This is a genomic window from Agrobacterium sp. O3.4 (genome assembly GCF_041414895.1).
GTDB classification, from domain to species: Bacteria; Pseudomonadota; Alphaproteobacteria; order Rhizobiales; family Rhizobiaceae; genus Agrobacterium; species Agrobacterium cucumeris.
The window spans coordinates 488466-510903 of the sequence record NZ_JALPZP010000002.1; the positions used below are offsets into that span (position 1 = coordinate 488466).

A 22438-nucleotide genomic window follows, 5' to 3' on the forward strand; every position below is an offset into this window, starting at 1 on the left:
TCAGCCTCTCATGGCTCTAAGGCGACGAACGACGATGGGGATGGCGATGGTGACGATCAGCAACAGGCCGACGAAGATCGACATGACGATACCAGGCACATTCAGCAGGCCAAGACCAAAGGTGACAAGGCCCATGACGAAGGCGGCGATGACGACGCCGGCAATGGTGCCCGAGCCGCCGAGAATGGAAACGCCGCCCAGCACCACCATGGTCACCACTTCAAGCTCCCAGCCCTGAGCGATCGACGGGCGGGTGGAGCCGAGACGGGAGGTGAGGCAGACGGCGGCGATGCCGCTCATCAGGCCGGTGAGCAGGAAGAGGATGAACTTCACCCGCTCGACGGGAATGCCGGAGAAGCGGGCGGCGAAGGGATTGGTGCCGATGACATAGACCTGCCGGCCGAAATTGGTGGTGTGCAGCAGAATGGCGAAGAGGACAGCCATGACGATGAACAGCACGAATTCGAAGGATATGACCGAGATCACGTAACCCTGGCCGAAATAGGCGAAGTCGGCCGGATATTTGCCATAGGCCTGATCGCCCAGCACCATATAGGAGATGCCGCGAAACAGGCTCATCGTGCCGATGGTGACGACGATGGACGGCAGTTTCAGCCCGGCGACCAGAAAGCCGTTGAAAGCCCCGCACAAAAGCCCAGTGCCGATGCCGATGGCGACGAGGCCGGGCGTGCCGACGCCCATCTGTACCGCCGCACCCATGGCGGTGGAGGCAAGCGCAATGATGGCGGCGACGGATAGATCGATTTCACCGGCAATGATCAGCAGGGCCATGGCAAAGGCGATGATCGCCTTTTCGGTGAAATTGAAGGTTGCGTCGGAGAGGTTCCAGGCATTGAGGAAATAGGGCGAGGCGAGCGAGTTGGCGATGAAGATCAGGATCGCAACGCCCAGCAGTAGCACTTCCCAGCTGGCCATGACACGGCGCAGCGGCGTACCGAGCTTGTCCGGGATGATGCGGGGTGTCTGTGTCGGTTGCGAGGTCATGCTGCGGCCTCCTTGGCCTGATCGGCTGCCGCCCGGTCGCGCAGGATGATGCGGCCTTTTCGAGCTTCGGCGCGGGCGTTGAAGACGACGGCAAGCACGATCACCACGCCTGATATCGCCATCTGCGCGAAGGGCGAGATGCCGATGACCGGGAGCGCGTTCTTGATGACGCCGAGGAACAGCGCGCCAAGCACGGCGCCGGCCACCGAGCCGATGCCACCGGCAATCGAGATGCCGCCAATCACATTGGCCGCCACACTGTCCAGTTCGAAACCGGCGGCGATATCGACATAGGCAACCGCATAACGCGATACCCAGAGATAGCTGGCGAGCCCGGCAAGCGCACCTGACAGTACGAAGGCGAAGAAGCGCGTGCGGCCGACATCGATGCCCGCATAAACGGCTGCACTCGGATTACCACCCGATGCATAGGCCGAACGGCCAAAGGAGGTGCGGCTGAGCACCAGCCAGGCACCGACGATGATGAGGATCGCCACCCATGAAAGAACCGGCATGCCGAGGATTACGGTGCGCGGTACATTGAGGAAGGTCGGCGAAAGCTGGTGCGCATTCACCCAGCCGCCGCCCGACAGCACGAAGGCCATGCCGCGATAGATGGTGAGCGTGCCGAGCGTGACGACGATGGGCGGAATGCCGAGCCACCAGACCAGTACGCCGTTGAGCGAGCCGAGAAACGCACCGATGCCGACCGCCATGGCGATGAGAAGCGGCAGGGGAATACCCGGAAAGGCGGCATTGGTCATCGCCACCGCCATGCCGGTAAAGGCGAGATTGGCGGCGACGGAGAGATCAATGGATTTGGTGAGAATGACCGCCATCTGGCCAAGCGCCAGAATGATGAGGATGGACGTGTCGTTGAAGATATTGACGAGATTGCCGGGCCGGCTGAAACCGGGCGCGCGCAGCGCAAAACCGGCGATCATGACGATGATGATGCCCGCCAGCAGCCATTCGCGATTTTTGAGTAGACGTTGCATGTGGTTGCCCCTCTCAGGCATTGCCGGTGGCGGCGCGCACCAGCTTTTCCGGAGAAAAATCGGCGCGTTCGAACTGGCCCGCCATCAGGCCTTCGCGCATGACGATGGCACGGTCGGACATGCCGAGGATTTCGGGAAGTTCGGATGAAATCATGATGATGGAAAGCCCCTCGGCCGCAAGCTCGCTGATGAAGCCATGCACGGCGGCCTTGGAGCCGATATCGATGCCCTTGGTCGGCTCGTCGAGAATGATGACCTTGGGCTGGGTGGCGAGCCACTTGCCGATCACTACCTTCTGCTGGTTGCCGCCCGAAAGCGTGCCAACAGGCACGGAGAGTGCAGCCGCACGTAGATCGAGACGGGACGCATATTTGCGCGCCAGCGCAAATTCATTGGCGGCGGCGAGAAACCCCTTGCGCGATGTGCGCGTGAGAGAGGGCAGCGACATGTTCTGATAGATTGGCATGTCCAGCGCCAGCCCATGGCGGCCGCGCTCTTCCGGCACGTAAACGATGCCGGCGCGGATCGCATCCTCCGGCGAACGAATGGTGAGCCGTTGGCCGTTCAGTGTCACCTCACCAGAGGCCGGCCGGGTGATGCCGAACAGCGACTGGCAGAGTTCGGAGCGACCGGCGCCGATCAGCCCGTAAAGGCCGAGAATCTCGCCTTTGCGCAGCTCGAGCGAAATATCGCGGAATTCCGTCTGGTGCGAGTAATCGCGAACTGACAAAACCGTTGGTCCCAGAGTGACGGCCTGCTTGGGGAAGGCGTTCGTCACGTCGCGACCGACCATCAGGCGCACGATCTCATCCTGTGGCGTGGTGGCGAGTGTGCCGGCTCCGACCATTTTCCCGTCGCGGAACACGGCGTAATTCTCGGCGATTTCATAGACTTCATCGAACTTGTGGCTGATGAAGAGGATCGCCTTGCCCTGCCGTTTGAGGTTCTCGACAATGCGGAAGAGATCATCGATCTCCTTGCGGGAAAGCGCAGCCGTCGGTTCGTCCATGATCACGATGCGCGCCTCGACTGACAACGCACGGGCGATGGCCACCAGATGGCGCTGGGCGATCGAAAGATCTTTCAACCGGATGGTAGGGTCGATGGTGCTTTCGAGCTGTTCCAGCAGAATTCTGGCTCGCTCATTGATGGTCTTCCAGTCGATCAGGCCGAAACGGCCTTTTGGCGCATGGCCGAGGAAGATGTTTTCGCCGACCGAGAGCTCGTCGAACAGCACGGTTTCCTGATGAATGGCGGTGACGCCGGCATCGATGGCATCTTGCGCACCGTGAAAGGTCACAGCCTTGCCATCCAGCAGGATTTCGCCTTCGTTCGGGCGGTAGATGCCGGTGAGGATTTTGACGAGCGTGGATTTGCCCGCGCCATTCTCGCCGATCAGCGCGGTGACCTTGCCGGGATAAAGCGCAATATCGACGCCATCCAGCGCTTTCACGCCGGGGAATATCTGGCTGATGCCGCGCATTTCCAGAATGGGCGTGGCGCTCGAAGCCTCTGTCATGTTGATGGTTTGGGTTTCAGCACGCATTATCAGGTCTTACCGGTCAGTTTTGAGTGAAGTGATCGGGGCCACCCCCCTCTGCCCTGCCGGGCATCTCCCCCACAAGGAGGGAGATCGGCCAGAAGAAAACGCTCGCTCACTCGCAACGTTGGAGATGGCCGAGAGGCCGCCGCATATCGATCTCCCCCCTTGAGGGGGAGATGTCCGGCAGGACAGAGGGGGGTGCCCTCCACGCCCTGCCGTCACTTCTCAGATCAGAAAATCTTCGAGAACTGATCGATATTCTTCGCGTCATAGATGAACGGATCAGCCATGGCCGCTTCGCTGTTTTCGCCAACCTTGATCTTGCCCATGCGGCCGGCTTCGATTTCCGAGCCCGGCTTGCCGTCGGCTTCACCCTTCACAAGGCGATAGGCGATCTGGGTGGCGGAGTAACCGAGGTCGATCGGGTTCCAGATGGCGAATTCCTTGGTCGCGCCCGATTTGATGGCGCCGGCCATTTCCGACGGCAGGCCAAGGCCTGTCACGAAGACCTGACCGATTTTGCCGGCATCCTTCACGGCCTGAGAGGCGGCGAGAACGCCAACCGTCGTCGGCGCGACGATGACCTTCACATTCGGCTGCGAGGAGAGCAGGCCCTGCGCTTCGCGGTAGCTCTTGTCGGCAAGGTCGTCACCGTAAACGGTCGTGACGAGGTTGAGGCCGGGGAAGTCCTTCAGCTGCTTCTTCATTTCGTCGATCCAGATATTCTGGTTCGTGGAGGTGGTGGTGGCTGAAAGAATGGCGAAGTCGCCCTTGCCGCCTTCCAGATGCGATGCGGCAAGCTGCAGGCACATCTTGCCGATCAGCGCGTTGGAAGAAGGATTAAGCTGGAGAATGCGGCCTTCGGGCGCCACGCCGGAATCCCAGGAAATGACCTTGATGCCGCGCTGTGCCGCCTTTTTCAGCGCCGGAACAACGGCGTCGGGGTCGTTGGCGGAAATGGCGATGGCATCGACACCCTGCGCGATCAGCGAATTGATGACTTCGATCTGGCCTTCCGCCGTGGTGCTGGTCGGACCGGTATAGATGATCTCGACGCCGCCGAGATCCTTTGCCGCTTCCTGCGCGCCCTTGTTGGCGGCTTCGAAAAAGCCGTTGCCGAGTGACTTGACCACCAGTGCGATCTTGACGTCTGCTGCTTGGGCAACGCTGCCAAGCCCCGCGACGGAGAGCGCCGCGCTGAGTGCCAGAACGCTGGTCAATGTTCTGCGTGTAAGTTTCATGTCCCTTTTCCTCCCGTTTTGAACCTTGCTTTTCCCTCCAGCACTCCTCAAGCGACTGAAGAAGAATTCTCCTCATCCGGCGGACCGGCGGTTTTTCCCGCTGCCACCGCACCGGCGATCAGCAATTCGACGCCGGCATCTTCCACCATCCTTGCCGCTTCGTCCGAAATCCCGTCATCGGTGATGATGGTCGTGACATTTTCGAGCGGGCATAAAATCAGGCTGGATCGTTTTCTGAATTTCGAGGAATCGACCATCACGATCAGTTCTTCCGCCTGCCGCATCAGCTTCTGTTCGCTCTGGATGACCAGCGCGTCGGACTCCATGATGCCGAGCGCGCCCACGCCCTGCGCGCCGAGAAAAATCCGTCGCGCATAAAAATTGCGGATCGCGTCGTTCTCGAAAGGCGACAGGATAAGGCTCTGGTCGCGATAGATCGCGCCGCCCGGCACGCTGACACTGCATTTGGAATGCTTGACCAGATGCTCGGCAATCGCGAAGGAATTGGTCATCACCTGCAGGCGGCGTGCCGCCATGTAATGCACCATCTGGAATGTCGTGGTGCCGCCATTCAGGATGATCGCGTCGCCATCATTGCAGAGATCGACCGCCTTGCGCGCAATTGCGCGTTTCTTGTCGATATTGACCGATTCGGACACGCGGAAGGGACGTGCGGCAAGATTACCGAGCTGCGGCGGATGCACCGCTTCCGCTCCGCCGCGCACGCGCCGCAACTTGCCCTGAACGTGCAAAGACGCGATATCCCGGCGGATTGTCGCTTCCGACGCATCCGTGAGTTCAGCAATATCCTGCACCGTCACGACAGCTTTTTCCTGCGTGGCGCTCAAGATGATGCGATGGCGTTCGCGTTCGTGCATGGGGTCCTCCTGACCGTGATTATTCGCAATCTCTTTACGTTGTCAATCAAGAACGATCAAATTAATCAATATCGCGCTGCAACATGAAAAATTATGATCGTTTTTGATTGACATTGTGCTTTTGGATGCGCGATACCTGCCATCAAAGGAGGCGGGCCGATATCGGCTCCGCGAATGAAGACAGATATTGGGAGGAAGACATGACGGGAACATCCCGCCTTCTCGAAAGCCGTTGGGACGACGCTTACGCCAGGACGCTCGATGAGCCTGGCAAGCTGCTTTATCGCTCCAATCTGCTGGGTGCGGACAAGCGCATCACCAATTACGGCGGCGGCAACACCTCTGCAAAGGTGTTGGAAACCGATCCGCTGACCGGTGAAAAGGTCCGCGTCATGTGGGTCAAAGGCTCCGGCGGTGATGTCGGCACCATCAAGCTCGATGGTTTTTCGACGCTTTATCTCGACAAGCTGGAAGCGCTGAAGGGCATTTACAAAGGCGTTGCAGACGAGGACCGCATGGTCGGATTCCTGCCGCATTGCACCTTCAACCTCAACCCGCGTGCTGCCTCCATCGATACGCCGCTGCACGGTTTTGTGCCTTACGATCATGTCGATCACATGCATCCGGATGCGATCATCGCTATTGCCGCTTCGAAGAATTCGAAGGAACTGACGCAGCAGATCTTCGGCGATGACATCGGCTGGCTGCCCTGGCGTCGTCCCGGTTTCCAGCTCGGGCTTGATCTCGAAGCCTTCGTCAAGGCCAATCCCAAGGCCAAGGGCGTTGTGCTGGAAAGCCACGGCCTGTTCACCTGGGATAATGACGCCAAGGCATGTTACGAACTGACGCTCGCCATCATCAACAAGGCGATCGAGTGGTTTGCTGGAAAGACCGAAGGCAAGGTGATCTTCGGCGGTGCCGTGGCCAAGAGCCTGCCGGTTGCCGAACGCCGCGCCATCGCCGCGCGGCTGATGCCGGAAATCCGTGGCCGCATTGGCCGCGAGGAGCGCAAGCTTGGCCATTTTGACGATCAGGATGCGGTTCTTGAATTCGTCAATTCGAAGGAATTGAAGCCGCTCGGAAATCTCGGCACATCCTGCCCCGATCATTTCCTGCGCACCAAAATCCGCCCGCTGATCCTTGAGCTCGATACCGCGAACCCAGATGTGGACGCTGTGACGGCGGGTCTCGACAAGGCGCTGGAAGTTTACCGCGCGGATTATACCCGCTACTATGAAGCCTGCCGCCACGATAATTCGCCTGATATACGCGATCCAAACCCGGTTATTTTCCTGATCCCCGGCGTCGGCATGTTGTCCTTCGCGAAGGACAAGGCCACGGCCCGCATCGCCGGCGAATTTTATGTCAACGCCATCAACGTCATGCGCGGCGCTTCCACCGTGTCCGAATATCAGGGGCTTCCCGAGCAGGAAGCCTTCGATATCGAATATTGGCTGCTGGAAGAAGCAAAGCTGCAGCGCATGCCGAAGCCGAAAAGCCTTGCCGGCCGCGTGGCCTTCGTCACCGGCGGCGCCGGCGGCATTGGCCGGGCAACGGCGGAACGGCTGGCGGGTGAGGGTGCCTGCGTGGTTCTGGCCGATATTGACGAGACGGCGCTGGAAGCCGCCAAGGGCGATTTCGCCAAGCGTTACAGCGCCGACGCGGTGCGTACCGTCAAGCTTGATGTGACGCAGGAAGACGCGGTCATTTCGGCCTTTGCGCAAGCGAGCGTGGAATTCGGCGGTGTGGATATTCTCGTTTCCAACGCCGGCATTGCCTCTTCCGCACCCGTGGAAGATACGACGCTTGCCATGTGGAACAAGAATATCGACATTCTCGCCACGGGTTATTTCCTTGTTTCGCGAGAAGCATTCCGGCTGCTGCGGCGTCAGAATCTCGGCGGCAACGTCGTGTTCGTCGCCTCCAAGAATGGCCTTGCCTCTTCACCCAATGCGTCGGCCTATTGCACGGCGAAGGCCGCGGAAATCCATCTGGCCCGCTGCCTTGCACTTGAAGGGGCGGAAGCGGGCATTCGCGTCAACACCGTCAATCCCGATGCCGTGTTGCGTGGCTCGAAAATCTGGAATGGTGAGTGGCGTGAGCAGCGTGCTGCTTCATCCAAGATCGAGGTGACCGATCTGGAGGAACATTACCGCAAACGCTCGATGCTGAAGCTCAACGTCTTCCCGGAAGACATCGCCGAGGCGATCTACTTCCTGGCGTCCGACGCTTCCGCCAAGTCCACCGGCAACATCATCAATGTTGATGCCGGCAATGCGCAGAGTTTTACGCGATAAGGCGTTTGGTGCGTTCTTATTTCCGTCATTCCGGCCGTGAGCCGGAATCCAGCCAGCCCAAGTCCTTGTGCTGAAGGAACTTATCCCGCCGCGCAGACGCGCGTCGACTGGATACCGGCTCAAGGCCGGTATGACGGAGATGAGGTCGATAAGCTAAGCATGCACTGGACCGATTCCCGGGAGGAAAAGATGACCGAGACGAAAATCGCCGCCGATGTGATCGCGGCTGAAAACGAAAAGCGCGCCGGCGCACAGAAAGACGACTATCAGGCGCTGGGCAACCAGCTTGCGCGCCGTAACATCGATATCGATGCCGTTACGGCCAAGGTGGCGGAGTTTTTCGTCGCCGTGCCCTCCTGGGGCGTTGGCACGGGCGGCACGCGCTTTGCCCGTTTTCCCGGCACGGGTGAGCCGCGCGGCATTTTCGACAAGCTCGATGATTGCGCCGTCATCAACCAGCTGACGCGCGCTACACCAAACGTTTCCCTGCATATTCCGTGGGACAAGGAAGACCCGAAGCGGCTGAAGGCCCATGCCGATGCGCTGGGTCTCGGCTTCGACGCCATGAATTCCAACACGTTTTCGGATGCGCCCGGTCAGAGCCATTCCTACAAATACGGCTCCCTCAGCCATACGGATGCCGCCACGCGCCGGCAGGCCGTCGAACACAATATCGAATGTATCGAGATCGGCAACGCCATCGGCTCCAAGGCGCTGACGGTGTGGGTGGGCGACGGCTCCAATTTCCCCGGCCAGAGTAATTTCACCAGAAGTTTCGAGCGCTATCTTGCCGGCATGGCCGATATCTATAAGGCGCTGCCGGATGACTGGCGCATTTTCTCCGAACACAAGATGTACGAGCCGGCCTTCTATTCCACCGTCGTGCAGGACTGGGGCACCAATTACCTCATCGCCAATACGCTCGGCGAAAAGGCCTTCTGCCTCGTCGACCTCGGCCACCATGCGCCGAACACCAATATCGAAATGATCGTCGCCCGGCTCATCCAGTTCGGCAAGCTCGGCGGTTTCCACTTCAACGACAGCAAATATGGCGATGACGATCTGGATGCCGGTTCGATAGAGCCATACCGCCTGTTCCTCGTGTTCAACGAACTGGTGGATGCCGAATATCGCGGCGTGAAAGGCTTCCACCCCGCCCATATGATCGACCAGTCGCATAATGTGACGGACCCGATCGAAAGCCTGATCTCCAGCGCCAATGAAATCCGCCGCGCCTATGCGCAGGCACTGCTGGTGGATCGCGTGGCTCTCGACGGCTATCAGCAGGAAAATGATGCGCTGCTGGCTTCTGATACGCTGAAACGGGCTTATCGCACCGATGTAGAGCCCATCCTCGCGCAGGCCCGGCAATTGGCTGGTGGTGCAATCGACCCCATCGCGACATATCGGGCGAGCGGTTATCGCAAGCGGGTGGCGGCGGAACGGCCGGCTTCGGTTGGTGGCAGCGGTGGTATTGTGTAGTCGTTCGATTTGCTGGATGCGCAAAGACTGCGATCAGGCCGAGCAGGCGGTTAACAGCAAACAGCATTGCCTCACCTCTCCGCCGTCATCCTCGGGCTTGACCCGAGGATCCATGGTGCGTCAGGTTATGGATCCTCGGGTCAAGCCCGAGGATGACGTTGAGTTTTAGGGCAAGGCTTGCCATCGACATACTGGCTAAGCTTCTTACTCCCCCTTAACGGGTTGCTTGCGCACCTGAAACGTATGCTCCGGCCCCGGAAATGCCCCTGAGCGAACTTCGTCGGCATAAGCAGCGGTTGCTTCCGAAACCGCCGCACCAAGATCAGCAAAACGTTTGACGAATTTCGGTTTGAAATCGGAAAACAGGCCAAGCATGTCGTCGGAGACGAGCACCTGTCCGTCGCAGGCCGGTGATGCGCCGATGCCGATGGTGGGGACGGAAAGTTTCTCGGTCAGCTCGCGGGCAAGCGGCTCGACGGTGCCTTCCACGACGATGGCGAAGGCGCCCGCCTGATCGACCGCAATCGCATCACGCCAGATCTTTTGCGTTTCCGTATCTGAATGGCCGAGCGAGCGGAAGCCGCCGGCGGTGTGGACAAGCTGCGGCATCAGGCCGACATGGCCAAAGACAGGAATGCCACGGGCCACCAGAAAGGCGATTGTCTCGGCCATTTCTTCGCCGCCTTCCAGCTTCACGCCGTCGCAGCCGGTTTCCTGCATCAGCCGCACCGCGTTGCGGAAGGCCTGTTCCTTCGATTCCTGATAGGTGCCGAAGGGAAGATCGACGATGACGCATGCTCGGTTGACGCCGCGCATGACGGCGCGGCCGTGTGCGATCATCATGTCCAGCGTCACGCCAACCGTCGTGTCCATGCCGTAAAGCACCATGCCGAGTGAATCGCCCACCAGCAGCAGGTCGCAATGCGGATCGAGCAGGCGCGCAATCGGCGTCGTATAGGCGGTGAGGCAGACGATGCGAGCCTCACCTTTCATCTGCCGGATGGAGGCTGTCGTCAGCCGCTTCAGTTTTCCATGGGTGCTCATTGGGCAGCCTCTCTTTTTTCAGTTCTGTCGCGGCCGATGACGCGGTTGTCGAGCAGGCGCGTGCTGCCGAAGCGCACAAACAGCGCCACCAGCACGGGTCCCAACTGCACGGAGGTAACCGGCGCCAGCGTATCGGGATCGCGCACCGCAACGACTTCCGGCAAAGCCAGTGGCTCAGAGGCGATAAATTTTTCTATCGCCGCTTCCAGGGCGGTGGGATCGTCGAGGCCCTGGTCGTAAAGCCGGCTAGCCTCTTCAAGCGCGCGCGGCACGATCACGGCGGCAGCGCGTTGCTCGGGGGTCAGATAGACATTGCGTGAGGAGCAGGCGAGGCCATCCACCTCCCGCACCGTCGCGACCGGCACGACCCGCACCGGCTGGGCAAGGTCTTCCACCATGCGGCGGATCAGCGTCACCTGCTGATAGTCCTTTTCGCCGAAATAGGCGGCATCCGGCTGGACGAGGTTAAAGAGCTTGGTCACGACGGTGGTGACGCCGGCAAAATGCCCCGGCCGCACCGCGCCTTCCAGCTGGCTGCCCAGTTCCGGCACATCCACGACGGTCGACATCGGGCGCGGATACATCTCCGTCACCTCTGGCGCGAAGAGAATATCGATGCCCGCCTCTTCCAGCAGCGCGCTGTCGCGGGCGAGGTCACGCGGGTAACGCGCCAGATCCTCATTCGCGCCGAATTGCAGCGGGTTGACGAAGATGGAAACCACCGTCACGTCGTTTTCTGCCTTGGCTCGCGCAACGAGGGTGAGGTGGCCGATATGGAGAAAACCCATGGTCGGCACAAAGCCGACAGTCTTGCCCTCGCGGCGAAAGGCGGCAATCGCATTCCGCAATTCGGCGACGGTTTTTACAAGGCGCATGGGGTCTCCTCCGGCTGCCCGATCGCCATCCGGCGAAAGGTGCTGGATAGAACGCGATTTGCTGAACGGGGTCAACGCGGCTATTGGCATTATATCGATTAACGCCTCAAGAGGTGACGACTGCGGTGAAAGTGCTGCGGTTCAGGATGTTCCCGCCCATATAGGCGGCCGCTTTTCCGCAAAAGCCTGCCGCCCTTCGCGCGCCTCATCGCTACCGCTGAGGGTGGCGATGGTAGTTTCGGCAAAGGCCAGCCGTTCATCGGACGGCATGTCGCGCATCGCCAGCAAGGCTGCCTTTCCGGCTGCGATGGCGCCCGGCGCATTCTGTCGCAGCTTTGCAAGAACATCCTCGATCAAGCGATCGAGTTCAGCGGCAGGCGCGGTGCGATTGACGAGGCCTAGGCGTGTTGCCTCCGCAGCGCTGACCGGCTGGCCGAGATAAGCCATTTCCTGAAGCCCGCCCAAGGGCATTTTCGCCAGAAGCTTTGCCGCCACCATGGCCGGGAAAAGTCCGATCCGCACTTCCGGCAGACCAAATTCCGCATGATCGGCGGCATAGGCAAGATCGCAGGCGGCAATCAGGCCTAGCCCGCCAGCCAGGACCCGGCCGTTGATGCGGGCAATGACGGGTTTTTCGCATCGCTCGATGGCGCGCATCACATCGGCAATGGGGTTTGTTCCATCGCGCGAAAGGAACATGCCACCGGCGCTTTCCTTGAGATCTGCTCCGGAACAGAAACTGCGATCTCCCGCCGCCGTTATCACCACGGCGCGCAGATTGCGGTCACCGGATGCAGCGCGGATGGCATCCGTGAGCGCATCGGTCATGGCGGCATTGAGGGCGTTGTGCACCTCCGGCCGGTTGAGTGTCAGCCACAGAACATCCTTGCGTGTTTCGCGTAACAACTCATCCGCCATGCAGGTCACCCTCCTGTTTTGCGGCAAGCAGCGCTTTTCCGGCGCGTGCCGCATTTGGCCTGCCGAGATGCCGGCTGATCCAGTCACCGGTCTTCGCCACCGCCATCAGGTCGATACCGGTTTTGATGCCAAGTCCCTGCAGTAGATAAACGACATCTTCGGTGGCGACATTGCCGCTCGCTCCTGGCGCAAAGGGGCAGCCACCCAGCCCGGCAACGGAACTGTCGAAAACGGCGATGCCTTCCTCAAGCGAGGCCAGCACATTGGCCACGCCCTGCCCATAGGTGTCATGGAAATGCATGGCGATTTTTTCACGCGGGATGCGGGTCGATACATGCTCGATGAGGTTGCGGATTTGGCCAGCTGTGCCGACGCCGATCGTATCGCCGAGCGAAATTTCGTAACACCCCATGGTGACAAGCGCGTCGGCCATTGCCGCCACCTCATCGGGCGCAACCGCGCCGTCATAGGGGCAGCCGGCAATGCAGGAAACGTAACCGCGCATGCGGATATTCTGGCTGGTTGCTACCTGCGCGACATCGTGTAGTCGCTCGAGGCTTTCCGAACGTGAACAGCCAATATTGTGCTGGCTGAAGCCTTCGGATGCGGAGACGAAAACGGCGATTTCCGTCACGCCGGCTTCAATGGCCGCCTCGAAACCTTTCATATTTGGAACGAGCGCCGGATAGGCTGTGCCGTACCGCTGTCTTAGACCCTGAAACACCGCCGTCGAACCCGCCATCTGCGGAACTCTCTTGGGTGAAACGAAAGCGCCAGCCTCGACCGCCGGCAGGCCTGCTGCTGCGAGCCGCTCGATCAGTTCGATCTTGATGGCGACGGGAACTTCGGTGCTTTCGTTCTGCAGGCCGTCACGCGCGCCCACCTCGACGATTTTGACGGTTTCAGGCCAGCTCATGTCACGCGCCCTCCGGCTCGAAATCCACCAGCACCGCACCGGCTGCCACCATATCGCCTTCGGCACAGTTAATGGCGGCGACGATACCTTTCGCCGGGGCACGGATCGTGTGCTCCATTTTCATCGCCTCCATCACCACCAGCGCCTCGCCGGCTTCGACGAGCGCACCTTTCTGGCTGAGCAAAGCACGGATAACGCCCGGCATGGGCGCCTCCAGACCACCGGTGTGGATGGTGACGTCCGCTATATCGACGGGGTCCGGCTGGCTGATGCGATAATGCTCGCCGTCCAGAAAAAGCGTATGGCCGCTGTCTTCGGCAAAGAAATAGCCCCGCCTCTGCCTGCCATCGATGACCGCACGCAGCTTGCCATTCTCCGCGAGATTGCCGCCGATGCGGATCGTCCCGCCGTCAATCTCCATTGAAAACCCGTCCTCCTCATGGGTAACGGCAACTGTGCGCGGCTGATGGTCGAGAGTGAAATACAGGGTTTCCCGCGTCGGTGCATTCAGGCGGAAAGCGCTGGTGCTGTTCCATGGGCTATAGGGATCGGCCGATGACAGAGAACTCGTCTTGGCCGTTTTCTGTCGCGAAAGAAGAAGGCCAAGCGCGGCTACAGCGATCTCGCTCTCGCCGATGGCTGCGGGGGCGAATAGTGCCGCCTCGTTGCGGGCGATGAAGCCGGTATCGAGATCGGCCGCCGCGAAACTCTCGAGCCTCGCAAGCCGCGCCAGAAAGGCGGCATTGCTGGTGACGCCACAGATCGCCAGTTTTTCCAGCGCCAGCCGCAGCCGCCGCACGGCAGAAGGGCGATCATGATCCCAGACGATCAGCTTGGCGATCATCGGATCGTAATGCACGGTGATGGCGTCGCCGGCGCGGATGCCGCTGTCGATCCTGAGATGCGGGCCCTCATCGGGAAAAACGAGATGGCTGACCGTGCCAATCGACGGCAGGAAATCATGCGCCGGGTCTTCGGCATAAATCCGCGCCTCGATGGCATGGCCGTTGATGGCAAGGTCGGCCCAGCCCTCCGGCAGGGGCTCGCCGTTGGCGACGCGGATTTGCCATTCGACCAGATCGAGACCGGTAATATATTCCGTCACCGGATGCTCGACCTGAAGCCTGGTGTTCATTTCCATGAAATAGAAGGCGCCGGAGGGGTCGAGCAGAAACTCCACGGTTCCGGCCCCGCGATAATCGATGGCGCGGGCGGCGGCGGTTGCCGCATCATACATGCGTTGCCGCAAGGCATCGGGCAGGCCGGGGGCGGGGGCTTCCTCTATCACCTTCTGATGCCGGCGCTGGATCGAGCAGTCGCGTTCGAACAGCGAAACACATTTGCCGTGGCCGTCGGCAAAGACCTGCACTTCCACATGCCGTGGTCGTTCCAGGTATTTTTCGATCAGCATGCGGTCATTGCCGAAAGCGGCAAGCGCTTCGCGTTTCGCGCCGGCAAGCTCCGCGGCGAAGTCGCGCTTTTGCCTGACAACGCGCATGCCCTTGCCACCGCCGCCAGCCGAGGCTTTGAGCAGCACCGGATAACCGATCTTCTCCGCCTCGCTTGCCAGCCGTTTTTCGGACTGTTCGTCACCGTGATAACCTGGAACGACGGGAACACCCGCCTCCGTCATCAGTGCCTTCGCCTCGCTTTTTCCGCCCATGGCGCGGATTGCCTGCGGCGGCGGACCGATGAAAATGAGGTCCGCGGCGGCACAGGCTTCGGCGAACGCAGCATTTTCGGAGAGAAAGCCGTAACCCGGATGGATCGCCTCCGCGCCGGTTGTTTTTGCTGCCGCGATGATTTTTTCCGCATCGAGATAGGAGGCGCGCGCCGGCGCGGGGCCGATGCCGATGGCCTCATCGGCCAGCGCCACATGCATGGCGTTTCGGTCGGCATCCGAATAGACCGCCACGGTGCGGATGCCCATGCGGTTGGCGGTGCGGATGACGCGGCAGGCGATTTCGCCCCTGTTGGCGATCAGTATTTTCGAGAACATCGTCGCCTCACATCCTGAATATGCCGAAACGGGTGGGGTCAATCGGTGCGTTGAGTGCTGCGGAAAGACCGAGGCCCAGCACGAGGCGGGTATCCTTCGGATCGATGATGCCGTCGTCCCATAGCCTTGCACTGGCATAATAGGGATGGCCTTCCCGTTCGTATTTTTCCCGGATCGGCTGCTTGAACGCCTCTTCGCCTTCCTTCGACCAATGGCGGCCATCGGCCTCGATGCCGTCGCGGCGGATTTGCGCCAGAACGGACGCCGCCTGTTCGCCACCCATCACCGAAATGCGGGCATTCGGCCACATCCACAGGAAGCGTGGCGAATAGGCCCGGCCGCACATGCCGTAATTACCGGCCCCGAAGGAGCCGCCGATGATGACGGTGAATTTCGGCACTTTGGCTGAAGCGACCGCAGTCACGAGCTTTGCGCCATCCTTGGCGATACCACCGGCTTCATAGGCCTTGCCGACCATGAAGCCGGTGATGTTTTGCAGGAAAACCAGCGGGATGCCGCGCTGGCAGCAGAGTTCGATGAAATGCGCGCCCTTCAGCGCCGATTCCGAAAACAGGATGCCGTTATTGGCGATGATGCCGACGGGATAACCGTGGATATGGGCGAAACCGCAGACCAGCGTCGTTCCGTAAAGCGCCTTGAACTCGTCAAATTCGGAACCATCCACCAGTCGGGCAATGATCTCGCGCACCTCGAAGGGTTTTCGCGTATCGGCGGGAACGATGCCGTAAAGCTCGTCGGGCGGGTAAAGTGGTTCTGCCGGTTCGCGGATATCCAGCTCCACCTGTTTGCGGCGGTTGAGGGTGGAGACGATCCGCCGGGTCAGCGCCAGCGCATGGCGGTCGTCATGGGCATAATGATCGGTGACGCCGGATTGGCGGGAATGCACATCCGCGCCGCCGAGGTCCTCCGCACTTACCACCTCGCCGGTCGCCGCTTTCACCAGCGGCGGGCCGCCGAGAAAGATCGTGCCCTGATTTTTGACGATGACGGACTGGTCGCTCATGGCAGGCACATAGGCCCCGCCCGCCGTGCAACTGCCCATCACCACGGCGATCTGGGCGATACCCTGCGCCGACATAGTGGCCTGATTGTAGAAGATGCGGCCGAAATGATCGCGGTCGGGAAACACCTCGTCCTGATTGGGCAGGTTCGCGCCGCCGGAATCCACGAGGTAGATGCAGGGCAGGCGGTTCTCAGTGGCAATTTCCTGCGCGCGCAGATGTTTCTTCACTGTCAGCGGATAATAGGTGCCGCCCTTCACCGTCGCGTCATTGGCAACGATCACACATTCGCGGCCCGAGACCCGGCCAATCCCGGTGACGATGCCGGCGGCAGGAACCGGTTCTTCATAGACCTCGTAAGCTGCAAATTGCGACAATTCCAGAAACGGGCTGCCGGGATCGAGAAGGGCCTCGATGCGGTCACGCGCCAGCAATTTGCCGCGGGAAAGATGCCGTTCGCGGGCCTTTTCGCCGCCGCCCCGGGAGATTTTTTCGACGTGCTGGCGCAGGTCGTCGATCAGCCCCGACATGAAATCGACATTGGCAGCAAAGGTGGGGTCGCGGTTCAGACTGGAAGTAAGCTTCATCGCGTTCTCACCCGTTGCCCTTGACCAGTTCGCGGCCGATCAGCATCCGGCGGATTTCGCTGGTGCCCGCGCCGATCTCGTAAAGCTTGGCGTCGCGCAGCAGCCGTCCGGCCGGGCTTTCATTGACATAGCCGGAGCCGCCGAGAAGCTGGATCGCATCCAGCGCCACCTGTGTCGCCCGCTCGGCGGCAAAGAGGATTGCGCCCGCCGCATCCTGCCTCGTGATGCGGCCATTGTCGCAGGCCCGGGCCACGGCATAGACATAGGCACGGGATGCATTCATGGACGAGTAGATATCGGCGAGCTTTCCCTGCACCAGCTGGAATTCGCCGATCGGTTTGCCGAACTGCTTGCGCTCGCGGGCATAGGGCAGCACCAGATCGATTGCCGCCTGCATGATACCAACAGGGCCGGCGGCGAGCACGGCGCGCTCGTAATCCAGCCCGCTCATCAGCACCGTCACGCCGTCATTGAGGCGGCCGAGAATGTTCTCTTCCGGCACCTCACAATCCTCGAACAACAGTTCTGATGTGGGTGAGCCGCGCATGCCGAGCTTGTCGAGTTTCTGGGCCGGGCGAAACCCCTTGAAGCCCTTTTCGATCAGGAAGGCCGTGATGCCGCGCGGGCCGGCGGACATATCCGTCTTGGCGTAAACCACCAGCGTATCGGCCTCGTGACCATTGGTGATCCACATTTTTGCGCCGTTCAGCACGTAGCGGTCGCCCTTGCGCTCCGCCTTCAGCCGCATCGACACGACATCCGAACCGGCTTCCGTCTCGCTCATGGCGAGTGAGCCGACATGTTCGCCGGAGACGAGTTTCGGCAGATATCTGTGCTTCTGCTCTCGCGTTCCCCAGCGGTGAATCTGGTTGATGCAGAGGTTGGAATGAGCGCCATAGGAAAGGCCGATGGAAGCCGAAGCCCGGCTTATTTCCTCCATCGCCACGCAATGGGCGAGATAACCCATGTCGGCACCGCCGAACTCTTCCGAAACGGTAATGCCGTGCAGGCCGAGCTCACCCATCTCCGGCCAGAGCTTGCGTGGAAAACGATCGTCCCTGTCGATCTCTGCCGCCAGCGGGGCGATTTTATCATCTGCGAATGCACTTGCGCTGTCGCGCAATGCTGCGATTTCCGGGCCGAGATCGGCATCGAAAATGGCGGCGAGGTTCAAACTCATCGCGTCTCCTCCTCCGGACGGCAGGCCGTCCCTCTTTTCAGCAGTCGGCGCCTCCTCCGCGCCGGCAGCCCTTATTTACGGCGTGTCACCCCCGGTGAAGGCGGCGGAACGGCGCACGAATGTCTTGATGGCGAAATTGGACTGGATGCGCGACACGCCGGGAACCGTGGTCAGGAAATCCAGTAGCTCCTGATAATGCGGCAAATCCCGCACCATGGCGTGGATCAGGTAATCGGAACTGCCGCTGGTCTGATAACCGCCCACGACTTCGGGGATAGAAGCGACATGGTGTTCGAAGGTCGTCAGCGCTTCCTTGATCTGCCGTTCCAGCGTGACGGAGATGAAGACGCCCATATTGCCGAGCAGCCGGTTTTCATCGAACACGGCGGTATAGCCACGAATGATGCCTTCCTCTTCCAGTTTGCGTACACGGCGCAGCGTTGGTGTGAAGGAAAGACCGATGCGGGCCGCCAGATCGCGCCAGCTCACCCGCCCGTCATCACCGAGCACATGCAAAATCTTGCGGTCGAAACTGTCGAGCTCAATCATGGATCATTTGCTCTATGATATGACTAATTGTTGGATCAAAGATATCGTCAATCAAAAAACTGTCAATCAAAATAGCTTTGAAATGAATTCGAGTTGGTGATAGCGTTCATGTCATTCGAGGTCTGGAGGAGATCGCGATGACGGTCGTTTTCTCAAGCGAGAGAATGCCCAAGGGAGGTGAATTTGACTGTGCATGACCCTGTCGTGATCGTCGGGGCCGCCCGTACTGCTATGGGTGGGTTCCAGGGCGAATTCAAATCGGTGGCTGCGCCCGATCTTGGGGCCGCGGCGATCCGTGCGGCCGTCGAACGGGCCGCTGTTCCGGTTTCTGATATTGATGATGTATTGATGGGCTGTGTGCTCACGGCCGGGCAGGGGCAGGCGCCCGCCAGGCAGGCAGCCATTGCCGCCGGCATTCCCAATTCGATTGGCGCAACGACCATCAACAAGATGTGCGGCTCGGGCATGAAGGCGATCATGCTGGGCCATGACCAGATCGCAGCGGCAAGCTCTTCCATCGTGCTGGCGGGCGGCATGGAAAGCATGAGCAATGCGCCCTATCTGCTGGATCGCGCCCGAAGTGGCTATCGTCTCGGCCACGGCAAGGTCATCGACCATATGTTTCTCGACGGTCTCGAGGATGCCTATGACAAGGGCCGGCTGATGGGCACTTTCGCGGAAGATTGCGCTGAAACCTATCAATTTACCCGCGCCATGCAGGATGACTATGCGCTTGCCTCGCTGGAGCGGGCGCGTCGCGCCATAGCGGAGGGAGCCTTTGAAGCGGAAATCACGCCTGTCGGCGATGTTGCCGTGGATGAGCAGCCGGGCAAGGCAAGGCCGGAGAAAATCCCGCAGCTGAAGCCCGCCTTTCGCGATGGCGGAACGGTGACGGCGGCCAATTCCAGTTCTATCTCCGATGGTGCGGCCGCTCTCGTTCTCATGCGTCGCTCCGAAGCGGAAAGGCGGGGTCTTTCACCACTGGCGACCATCATCGGTCAGGCCTCCCATGCGGATGCCCCTGCCGGATATCCAACGGCTCCCATCGGCGCGATGAAAAAGCTGTTCGATAAAACCGGCTGGACGGCGAGGGATGTCGATCTCTTCGAAATCAACGAGGCCTTTGCCGTGGTGGCGATGGCGGCAATGCGCGATCTCGATCTGCCGCATGACAAGGTGAATGTGCATGGCGGGGCGTGTGCGCTCGGTCATCCGATCGGCGCTTCCGGCGCGAGGATCGTCGTCACCCTGCTGGCGGCCCTGCAGCGTCACGGGCTGAAGCGCGGCGTGGCCGCAGTCTGCATTGGCGGCGGTGAAGCAACCGCGCTCGGCATCGAGCGGCATTAAGGGGAGGCGGCGATGATCCTGAACGAAGCCCAGCAGCAGATCAGTGACATGGCCCGCGATTTCGCCCGCGAGCGGCTGGCCCCAGGGGCTGCTTCGCGTGATCGGGAAAGCCGGTTCCCGAAAGACGAACTGAAGGAAATGGGAGACCTCGGTTTCCTCGGCATGCTGGTTTCGGAGGATTATGGCGGGTCGGAAACCGGGGCCGTCGCTTATGCCCTGGCGCTGGAGGAAATTGCTGCCGGTGACGGGGCCTGTTCCACCATCATGAGCGTCCATAATTCAGTCGGCTGCGTGCCGATCCTGAAATTCGGCACGGAAGACCAGAAACAGCGTTTCCTGCCGAAACTCGCTTCCGGCGAATGGATCGGCGGTTTTGCGCTGACCGAACCGCAGGCCGGTTCAGATGCTTCCAACCTGAAGACCCGCGCCCGGCGGGATGGCGACCGCTATATTCTTGATGGTGCAAAACAGTTCATAACGTCAGGCAAGAATGGTGATGTCGTCATCGTCTTCGCCGTCACCGATGCGGCGGCGGGCAAGAAGGGCATCACCGCCTTCATCGTGCCGACGGATACGCCGGGTTACGAGGTGATAAGGGTCGAAGAAAAGCTCGGCCTGCATTCGTCCGATACCTGCCAGATCGCCTTCACCGAGATGGCGGTCCCCGTCGAATTGCGGCTGGGCGAAGAGGGGCAGGGTTATCGCATCGCGCTTGCCAATCTGGAGGGTGGCCGCATCGGCATCGCCGCTCAGGCTGTCGGCATGGCGCAGGCGGCCTTCGAGGCGGCGCGGGATTATGCCCGCGAGCGCAAGGCCTTCGGGCAGGCAATCGTGGAGCACCAGGCGGTCGCGTTCCGGCTGGCGGATATGGCAACGCGGATTACGGCGGCGCGGCAGCTGGTGCTGCATGCCGCAGCGCTGAAGGAGGCGGGAGAGCCCTGTCTTTCGGAGGCCTCGATGGCCAAGCTCTTCGCCTCCGAAATGGCCGAACGCGTCTGCTCGGACGCCATCCAGATCCACGGCGGTTACGGCTACATGGCGGATTATCCGGTGGAGCGGATTTATCGCGATGTGCGCATTTGCCAGATTTACGAGGGGACAAGCGATGTCCAGCGCATGGTGATCGCACGGAATTTGTGAGGCTGATGATTGGAAAGGAAAACCTCCGTCATACCGGCCTTGAGCCGGTATCCAGCCAGCCCAAGTCCTTGGGCTGAAAAGAGTCCTTCCCGCCGCGCAGACGCGCGTCGGCTGGATTCCGGCTCAAGGCCGGAATGACGGAATTATGGGGCGCGCTAGCCCGCCGGAGGAGTAGAATGGATATATCAGAAACGCCACATCTCAGCCTGCATGTTCCAGAGCCTGCGGTGCGGCCCGGCGGGGAGCCGGATTTCTCCAATGTGAAGATACCCAAGGCGGGCTCCGTGCCGCGTCCGGATGTGGAGGCTGCGCCGGAAAGCATGCGCGATCTCGCTTATTCGATCATCCGCGTCCTCAATCATCAGGGTGAAGCCGTCGGGCCGTGGGCCGGGCTGCTTTCGGACGAGGAATTGCTGGTCGGTCTCAAAAACATGATGCGGCTTCGGGCTTTCGATGCGCGCATGCTGATGGCGCAGCGACAGGGCAAGACTTCCTTTTACATGCAGCATCTGGGGGAGGAGGCAGTCAGTTGCGCCTTCCGCAAGGCGCTTTCCAAAGGCGACATGAATTTCCCGACCTACCGGCAGGCCGGGCTGCTGATCGCCGATGACTATCCGCTCGTCACCATGATGAACCAGATTTATTCCAACGAGCTCGACCCGCTGCACGGGCGGCAATTGCCGGTGCTCTATTCCTCGAAGGAGCACGGTTTCTTCACCGTCTCCGGCAACCTCGCCACACAATATGTGCAGGCGGTTGGCTGGGCGATGGCCTCGGCCATCAAGGGCGATACGAAGATCGCGGCCGCCTGGATTGGCGACGGTTCGACGGCGGAGTCGGATTTCCACTCCGCGCTGGTCTTCGCCTCCACCTACAAGGCCCCGGTCATCCTTAACATCGTCAACAATCAATGGGCCATTTCCACCTTTCAGGGCATTGCGCGCGGAGGGTCCGGCACATTTGCGGCGCGCGGGCTGGGCTTCGGCATTCCAGCACTTCGGGTCGATGGCAATGACTATCTCGCGGTTTATGCCGTGGCGCGCTGGGCCGTGGAGCGGGCGCGCCGCAATCTCGGCCCGACGCTGATCGAATATGTCACCTATCGTGTCGGCGCCCATTCCACCTCGGATGATCCTAGTGCTTACCGGCCAAAGACCGAATCCGAAGCCTGGCCGCTCGGCGATCCGGTTCTGCGATTGAAGAAACATCTCACCCTGCGCGGCGTCTGGTCGGATGAACGGCACCGGCAGGCAGAGGCGGAAATCGCCGACGAAGTGCTTGAAGCGCAACGCGAGGCGGAAAGCCACGGCACGCTGCATGAAGGCAAAAAACCGCCGAAAAAGGATATTTTCGAAGGCGTTTACGAGGAGATGCCGCCGCATCTCGCCCGCCAGCGCCAGAAGGCAGGATGGTAAGA

The 22438-nt window shown here is 60.6% G+C and carries 18 protein-coding genes; 5 read left to right on the plus strand and 13 right to left on the minus strand.

The window, feature by feature from the left end:
• From M0412_RS14975 to M0412_RS14995, 5 genes are all read right to left on the minus strand, one after another.
• Positions 1–1005 (minus strand): ABC transporter permease, encoded by a 1005-nt coding sequence (locus M0412_RS14975; RefSeq protein WP_269699157.1) that lies wholly within the window; start codon positions 1003–1005, stop codon positions 1–3.
• Positions 1002–2003: an ABC transporter permease gene (locus M0412_RS14980; protein WP_269699158.1), complete on the minus strand. Its 1002-nt coding sequence runs from the start codon at positions 2001–2003 to the stop codon at positions 1002–1004. Before M0412_RS14980 ends, M0412_RS14975 begins: the two co-directional genes overlap by 4 nt.
• A 13-nt stretch (positions 2004–2016) precedes the next feature.
• A complete protein-coding gene (locus M0412_RS14985; protein WP_269699159.1) occupies positions 2017–3549 on the minus strand; it encodes a sugar ABC transporter ATP-binding protein in 1533 nt (510 codons plus the stop codon).
• A gap of 227 nt (positions 3550–3776) precedes the next feature.
• A complete protein-coding gene (gene rhaS / locus M0412_RS14990; RefSeq protein WP_065118075.1) occupies positions 3777–4787 on the minus strand; it encodes a rhamnose ABC transporter substrate-binding protein in 1011 nt (336 codons plus the stop codon).
• Positions 4788–4834: 47 nt separating this feature from the next.
• Entirely contained in the window at positions 4835–5665 is an 831-nt protein-coding gene (locus M0412_RS14995; protein ID WP_065118076.1) for a DeoR/GlpR family DNA-binding transcription regulator, read from the minus strand.
• 200 nt (positions 5666–5865) lie between these two features.
• On the opposite strand from M0412_RS14995, the gene M0412_RS15000 reads away from it, so the two are divergent.
• Both M0412_RS15000 and rhaI read left to right on the plus strand, forming a co-directional pair.
• Positions 5866–7962 (plus strand): bifunctional rhamnulose-1-phosphate aldolase/short-chain dehydrogenase, encoded by a 2097-nt coding sequence (locus M0412_RS15000; RefSeq protein ID WP_269699160.1) that lies wholly within the window; start codon positions 5866–5868, stop codon positions 7960–7962.
• Positions 7963–8151: 189 nt separating this feature from the next.
• Positions 8152–9444, plus strand: a complete 1293-nt coding sequence (gene rhaI, locus M0412_RS15005) for an L-rhamnose catabolism isomerase (protein ID WP_269699161.1) — start codon at positions 8152–8154, stop codon at positions 9442–9444.
• Between the two features lie 204 nt (positions 9445–9648).
• On the opposite strand, the gene panB is transcribed toward rhaI, so the two are convergent.
• The 8 genes from panB to M0412_RS15045 form a co-directional block, all read right to left on the minus strand.
• Entirely contained in the window at positions 9649–10488 is an 840-nt protein-coding gene (gene panB, locus M0412_RS15010; RefSeq protein ID WP_269699162.1) for a 3-methyl-2-oxobutanoate hydroxymethyltransferase, read from the minus strand.
• On the minus strand, positions 10485–11363 hold the full coding sequence (gene panC, locus M0412_RS15015; protein WP_269699163.1) for a pantoate--beta-alanine ligase: 879 nt from the start codon (positions 11361–11363) through the stop codon (positions 10485–10487). Before panC ends, panB begins: the two co-directional genes overlap by 4 nt.
• Before the next feature lie 141 nt (positions 11364–11504).
• On the minus strand, positions 11505–12281 hold the full coding sequence (locus M0412_RS15020; protein ID WP_269699164.1) for an enoyl-CoA hydratase-related protein: 777 nt from the start codon (positions 12279–12281) through the stop codon (positions 11505–11507).
• A complete protein-coding gene (locus tag M0412_RS15025; protein ID WP_269699165.1) occupies positions 12271–13197 on the minus strand; it encodes a hydroxymethylglutaryl-CoA lyase in 927 nt (308 codons plus the stop codon). Before M0412_RS15025 ends, M0412_RS15020 begins: the two co-directional genes overlap by 11 nt.
• Before the next feature lies 1 nt (position 13198).
• The gene (locus M0412_RS15030; RefSeq protein WP_269699166.1) at positions 13199–15196 is read right to left on the minus strand and encodes an acetyl/propionyl/methylcrotonyl-CoA carboxylase subunit alpha; all 1998 of its coding nucleotides are present in this window, start codon (positions 15194–15196) and stop codon (positions 13199–13201) included.
• A 7-nt stretch (positions 15197–15203) separates the two neighbouring features.
• The gene (locus M0412_RS15035) at positions 15204–16805 is read right to left on the minus strand and encodes a carboxyl transferase domain-containing protein (protein WP_269699167.1); all 1602 of its coding nucleotides are present in this window, start codon (positions 16803–16805) and stop codon (positions 15204–15206) included.
• 7 nt (positions 16806–16812) lie between these two features.
• A complete protein-coding gene (locus tag M0412_RS15040) occupies positions 16813–17985 on the minus strand; it encodes an isovaleryl-CoA dehydrogenase (RefSeq protein ID WP_269699168.1) in 1173 nt (390 codons plus the stop codon).
• A 75-nt stretch (positions 17986–18060) separates the two neighbouring features.
• Positions 18061–18534 (minus strand): Lrp/AsnC family transcriptional regulator, encoded by a 474-nt coding sequence (locus M0412_RS15045; RefSeq protein ID WP_003524741.1) that lies wholly within the window; start codon positions 18532–18534, stop codon positions 18061–18063.
• A gap of 183 nt (positions 18535–18717) precedes the next feature.
• On the opposite strand from M0412_RS15045, the gene M0412_RS15050 reads away from it, so the two are divergent.
• From M0412_RS15050 to M0412_RS15060, 3 genes are all read left to right on the plus strand, one after another.
• Complete coding sequence (locus M0412_RS15050) at positions 18718–19881, plus strand: acetyl-CoA C-acyltransferase (RefSeq protein WP_269699169.1); 1164 nt, start codon at positions 18718–18720, stop codon at positions 19879–19881.
• 12 nt (positions 19882–19893) lie between these two features.
• Positions 19894–21021 carry an acyl-CoA dehydrogenase family protein gene (locus M0412_RS15055; RefSeq protein ID WP_142841384.1) on the plus strand — a complete coding sequence of 376 codons (1128 nt, stop codon included), beginning with the start codon at positions 19894–19896 and terminating at the stop codon, positions 21019–21021.
• 176 nt (positions 21022–21197) lie between these two features.
• Positions 21198–22436, plus strand: a complete 1239-nt coding sequence (locus M0412_RS15060; RefSeq protein ID WP_142841382.1) for a 3-methyl-2-oxobutanoate dehydrogenase (2-methylpropanoyl-transferring) subunit alpha — start codon at positions 21198–21200, stop codon at positions 22434–22436.
• The last annotated feature ends 2 nt before the right edge of the window (positions 22437–22438 follow it).

Coding starts and splice junctions, on each gene's coding strand:
- M0412_RS14975 (WP_269699157.1), bottom strand. CDS start 1,005: ATGACCTCGCAACCGACACAGACACCCCGCATCATCCCGGACAAGCTC.
- M0412_RS14980 (WP_269699158.1), bottom strand. CDS start 2,003: ATGCAACGTCTACTCAAAAATCGCGAATGGCTGCTGGCGGGCATCATC.
- M0412_RS14985 (WP_269699159.1), bottom strand. CDS start 3,549: ATGCGTGCTGAAACCCAAACCATCAACATGACAGAGGCTTCGAGCGCC.
- rhaS (WP_065118075.1), bottom strand. CDS start 4,787: ATGAAACTTACACGCAGAACATTGACCAGCGTTCTGGCACTCAGCGCG.
- M0412_RS14995 (WP_065118076.1), bottom strand. CDS start 5,665: ATGCACGAACGCGAACGCCATCGCATCATCTTGAGCGCCACGCAGGAA.
- M0412_RS15000 (WP_269699160.1), top strand. CDS start 5,866: ATGACGGGAACATCCCGCCTTCTCGAAAGCCGTTGGGACGACGCTTAC.
- rhaI (WP_269699161.1), top strand. CDS start 8,152: ATGACCGAGACGAAAATCGCCGCCGATGTGATCGCGGCTGAAAACGAA.
- panB (WP_269699162.1), bottom strand. CDS start 10,488: ATGAGCACCCATGGAAAACTGAAGCGGCTGACGACAGCCTCCATCCGG.
- panC (WP_269699163.1), bottom strand. CDS start 11,363: ATGCGCCTTGTAAAAACCGTCGCCGAATTGCGGAATGCGATTGCCGCC.
- M0412_RS15020 (WP_269699164.1), bottom strand. CDS start 12,281: ATGGCGGATGAGTTGTTACGCGAAACACGCAAGGATGTTCTGTGGCTG.
- M0412_RS15025 (WP_269699165.1), bottom strand. CDS start 13,197: ATGAGCTGGCCTGAAACCGTCAAAATCGTCGAGGTGGGCGCGCGTGAC.
- M0412_RS15030 (WP_269699166.1), bottom strand. CDS start 15,196: ATGTTCTCGAAAATACTGATCGCCAACAGGGGCGAAATCGCCTGCCGC.
- M0412_RS15035 (WP_269699167.1), bottom strand. CDS start 16,805: ATGAAGCTTACTTCCAGTCTGAACCGCGACCCCACCTTTGCTGCCAAT.
- M0412_RS15040 (WP_269699168.1), bottom strand. CDS start 17,985: ATGAGTTTGAACCTCGCCGCCATTTTCGATGCCGATCTCGGCCCGGAA.
- M0412_RS15045 (WP_003524741.1), bottom strand. CDS start 18,534: ATGATTGAGCTCGACAGTTTCGACCGCAAGATTTTGCATGTGCTCGGT.
- M0412_RS15055 (WP_142841384.1), top strand. CDS start 19,894: ATGATCCTGAACGAAGCCCAGCAGCAGATCAGTGACATGGCCCGCGAT.
- M0412_RS15060 (WP_142841382.1), top strand. CDS start 21,198: ATGGATATATCAGAAACGCCACATCTCAGCCTGCATGTTCCAGAGCCT.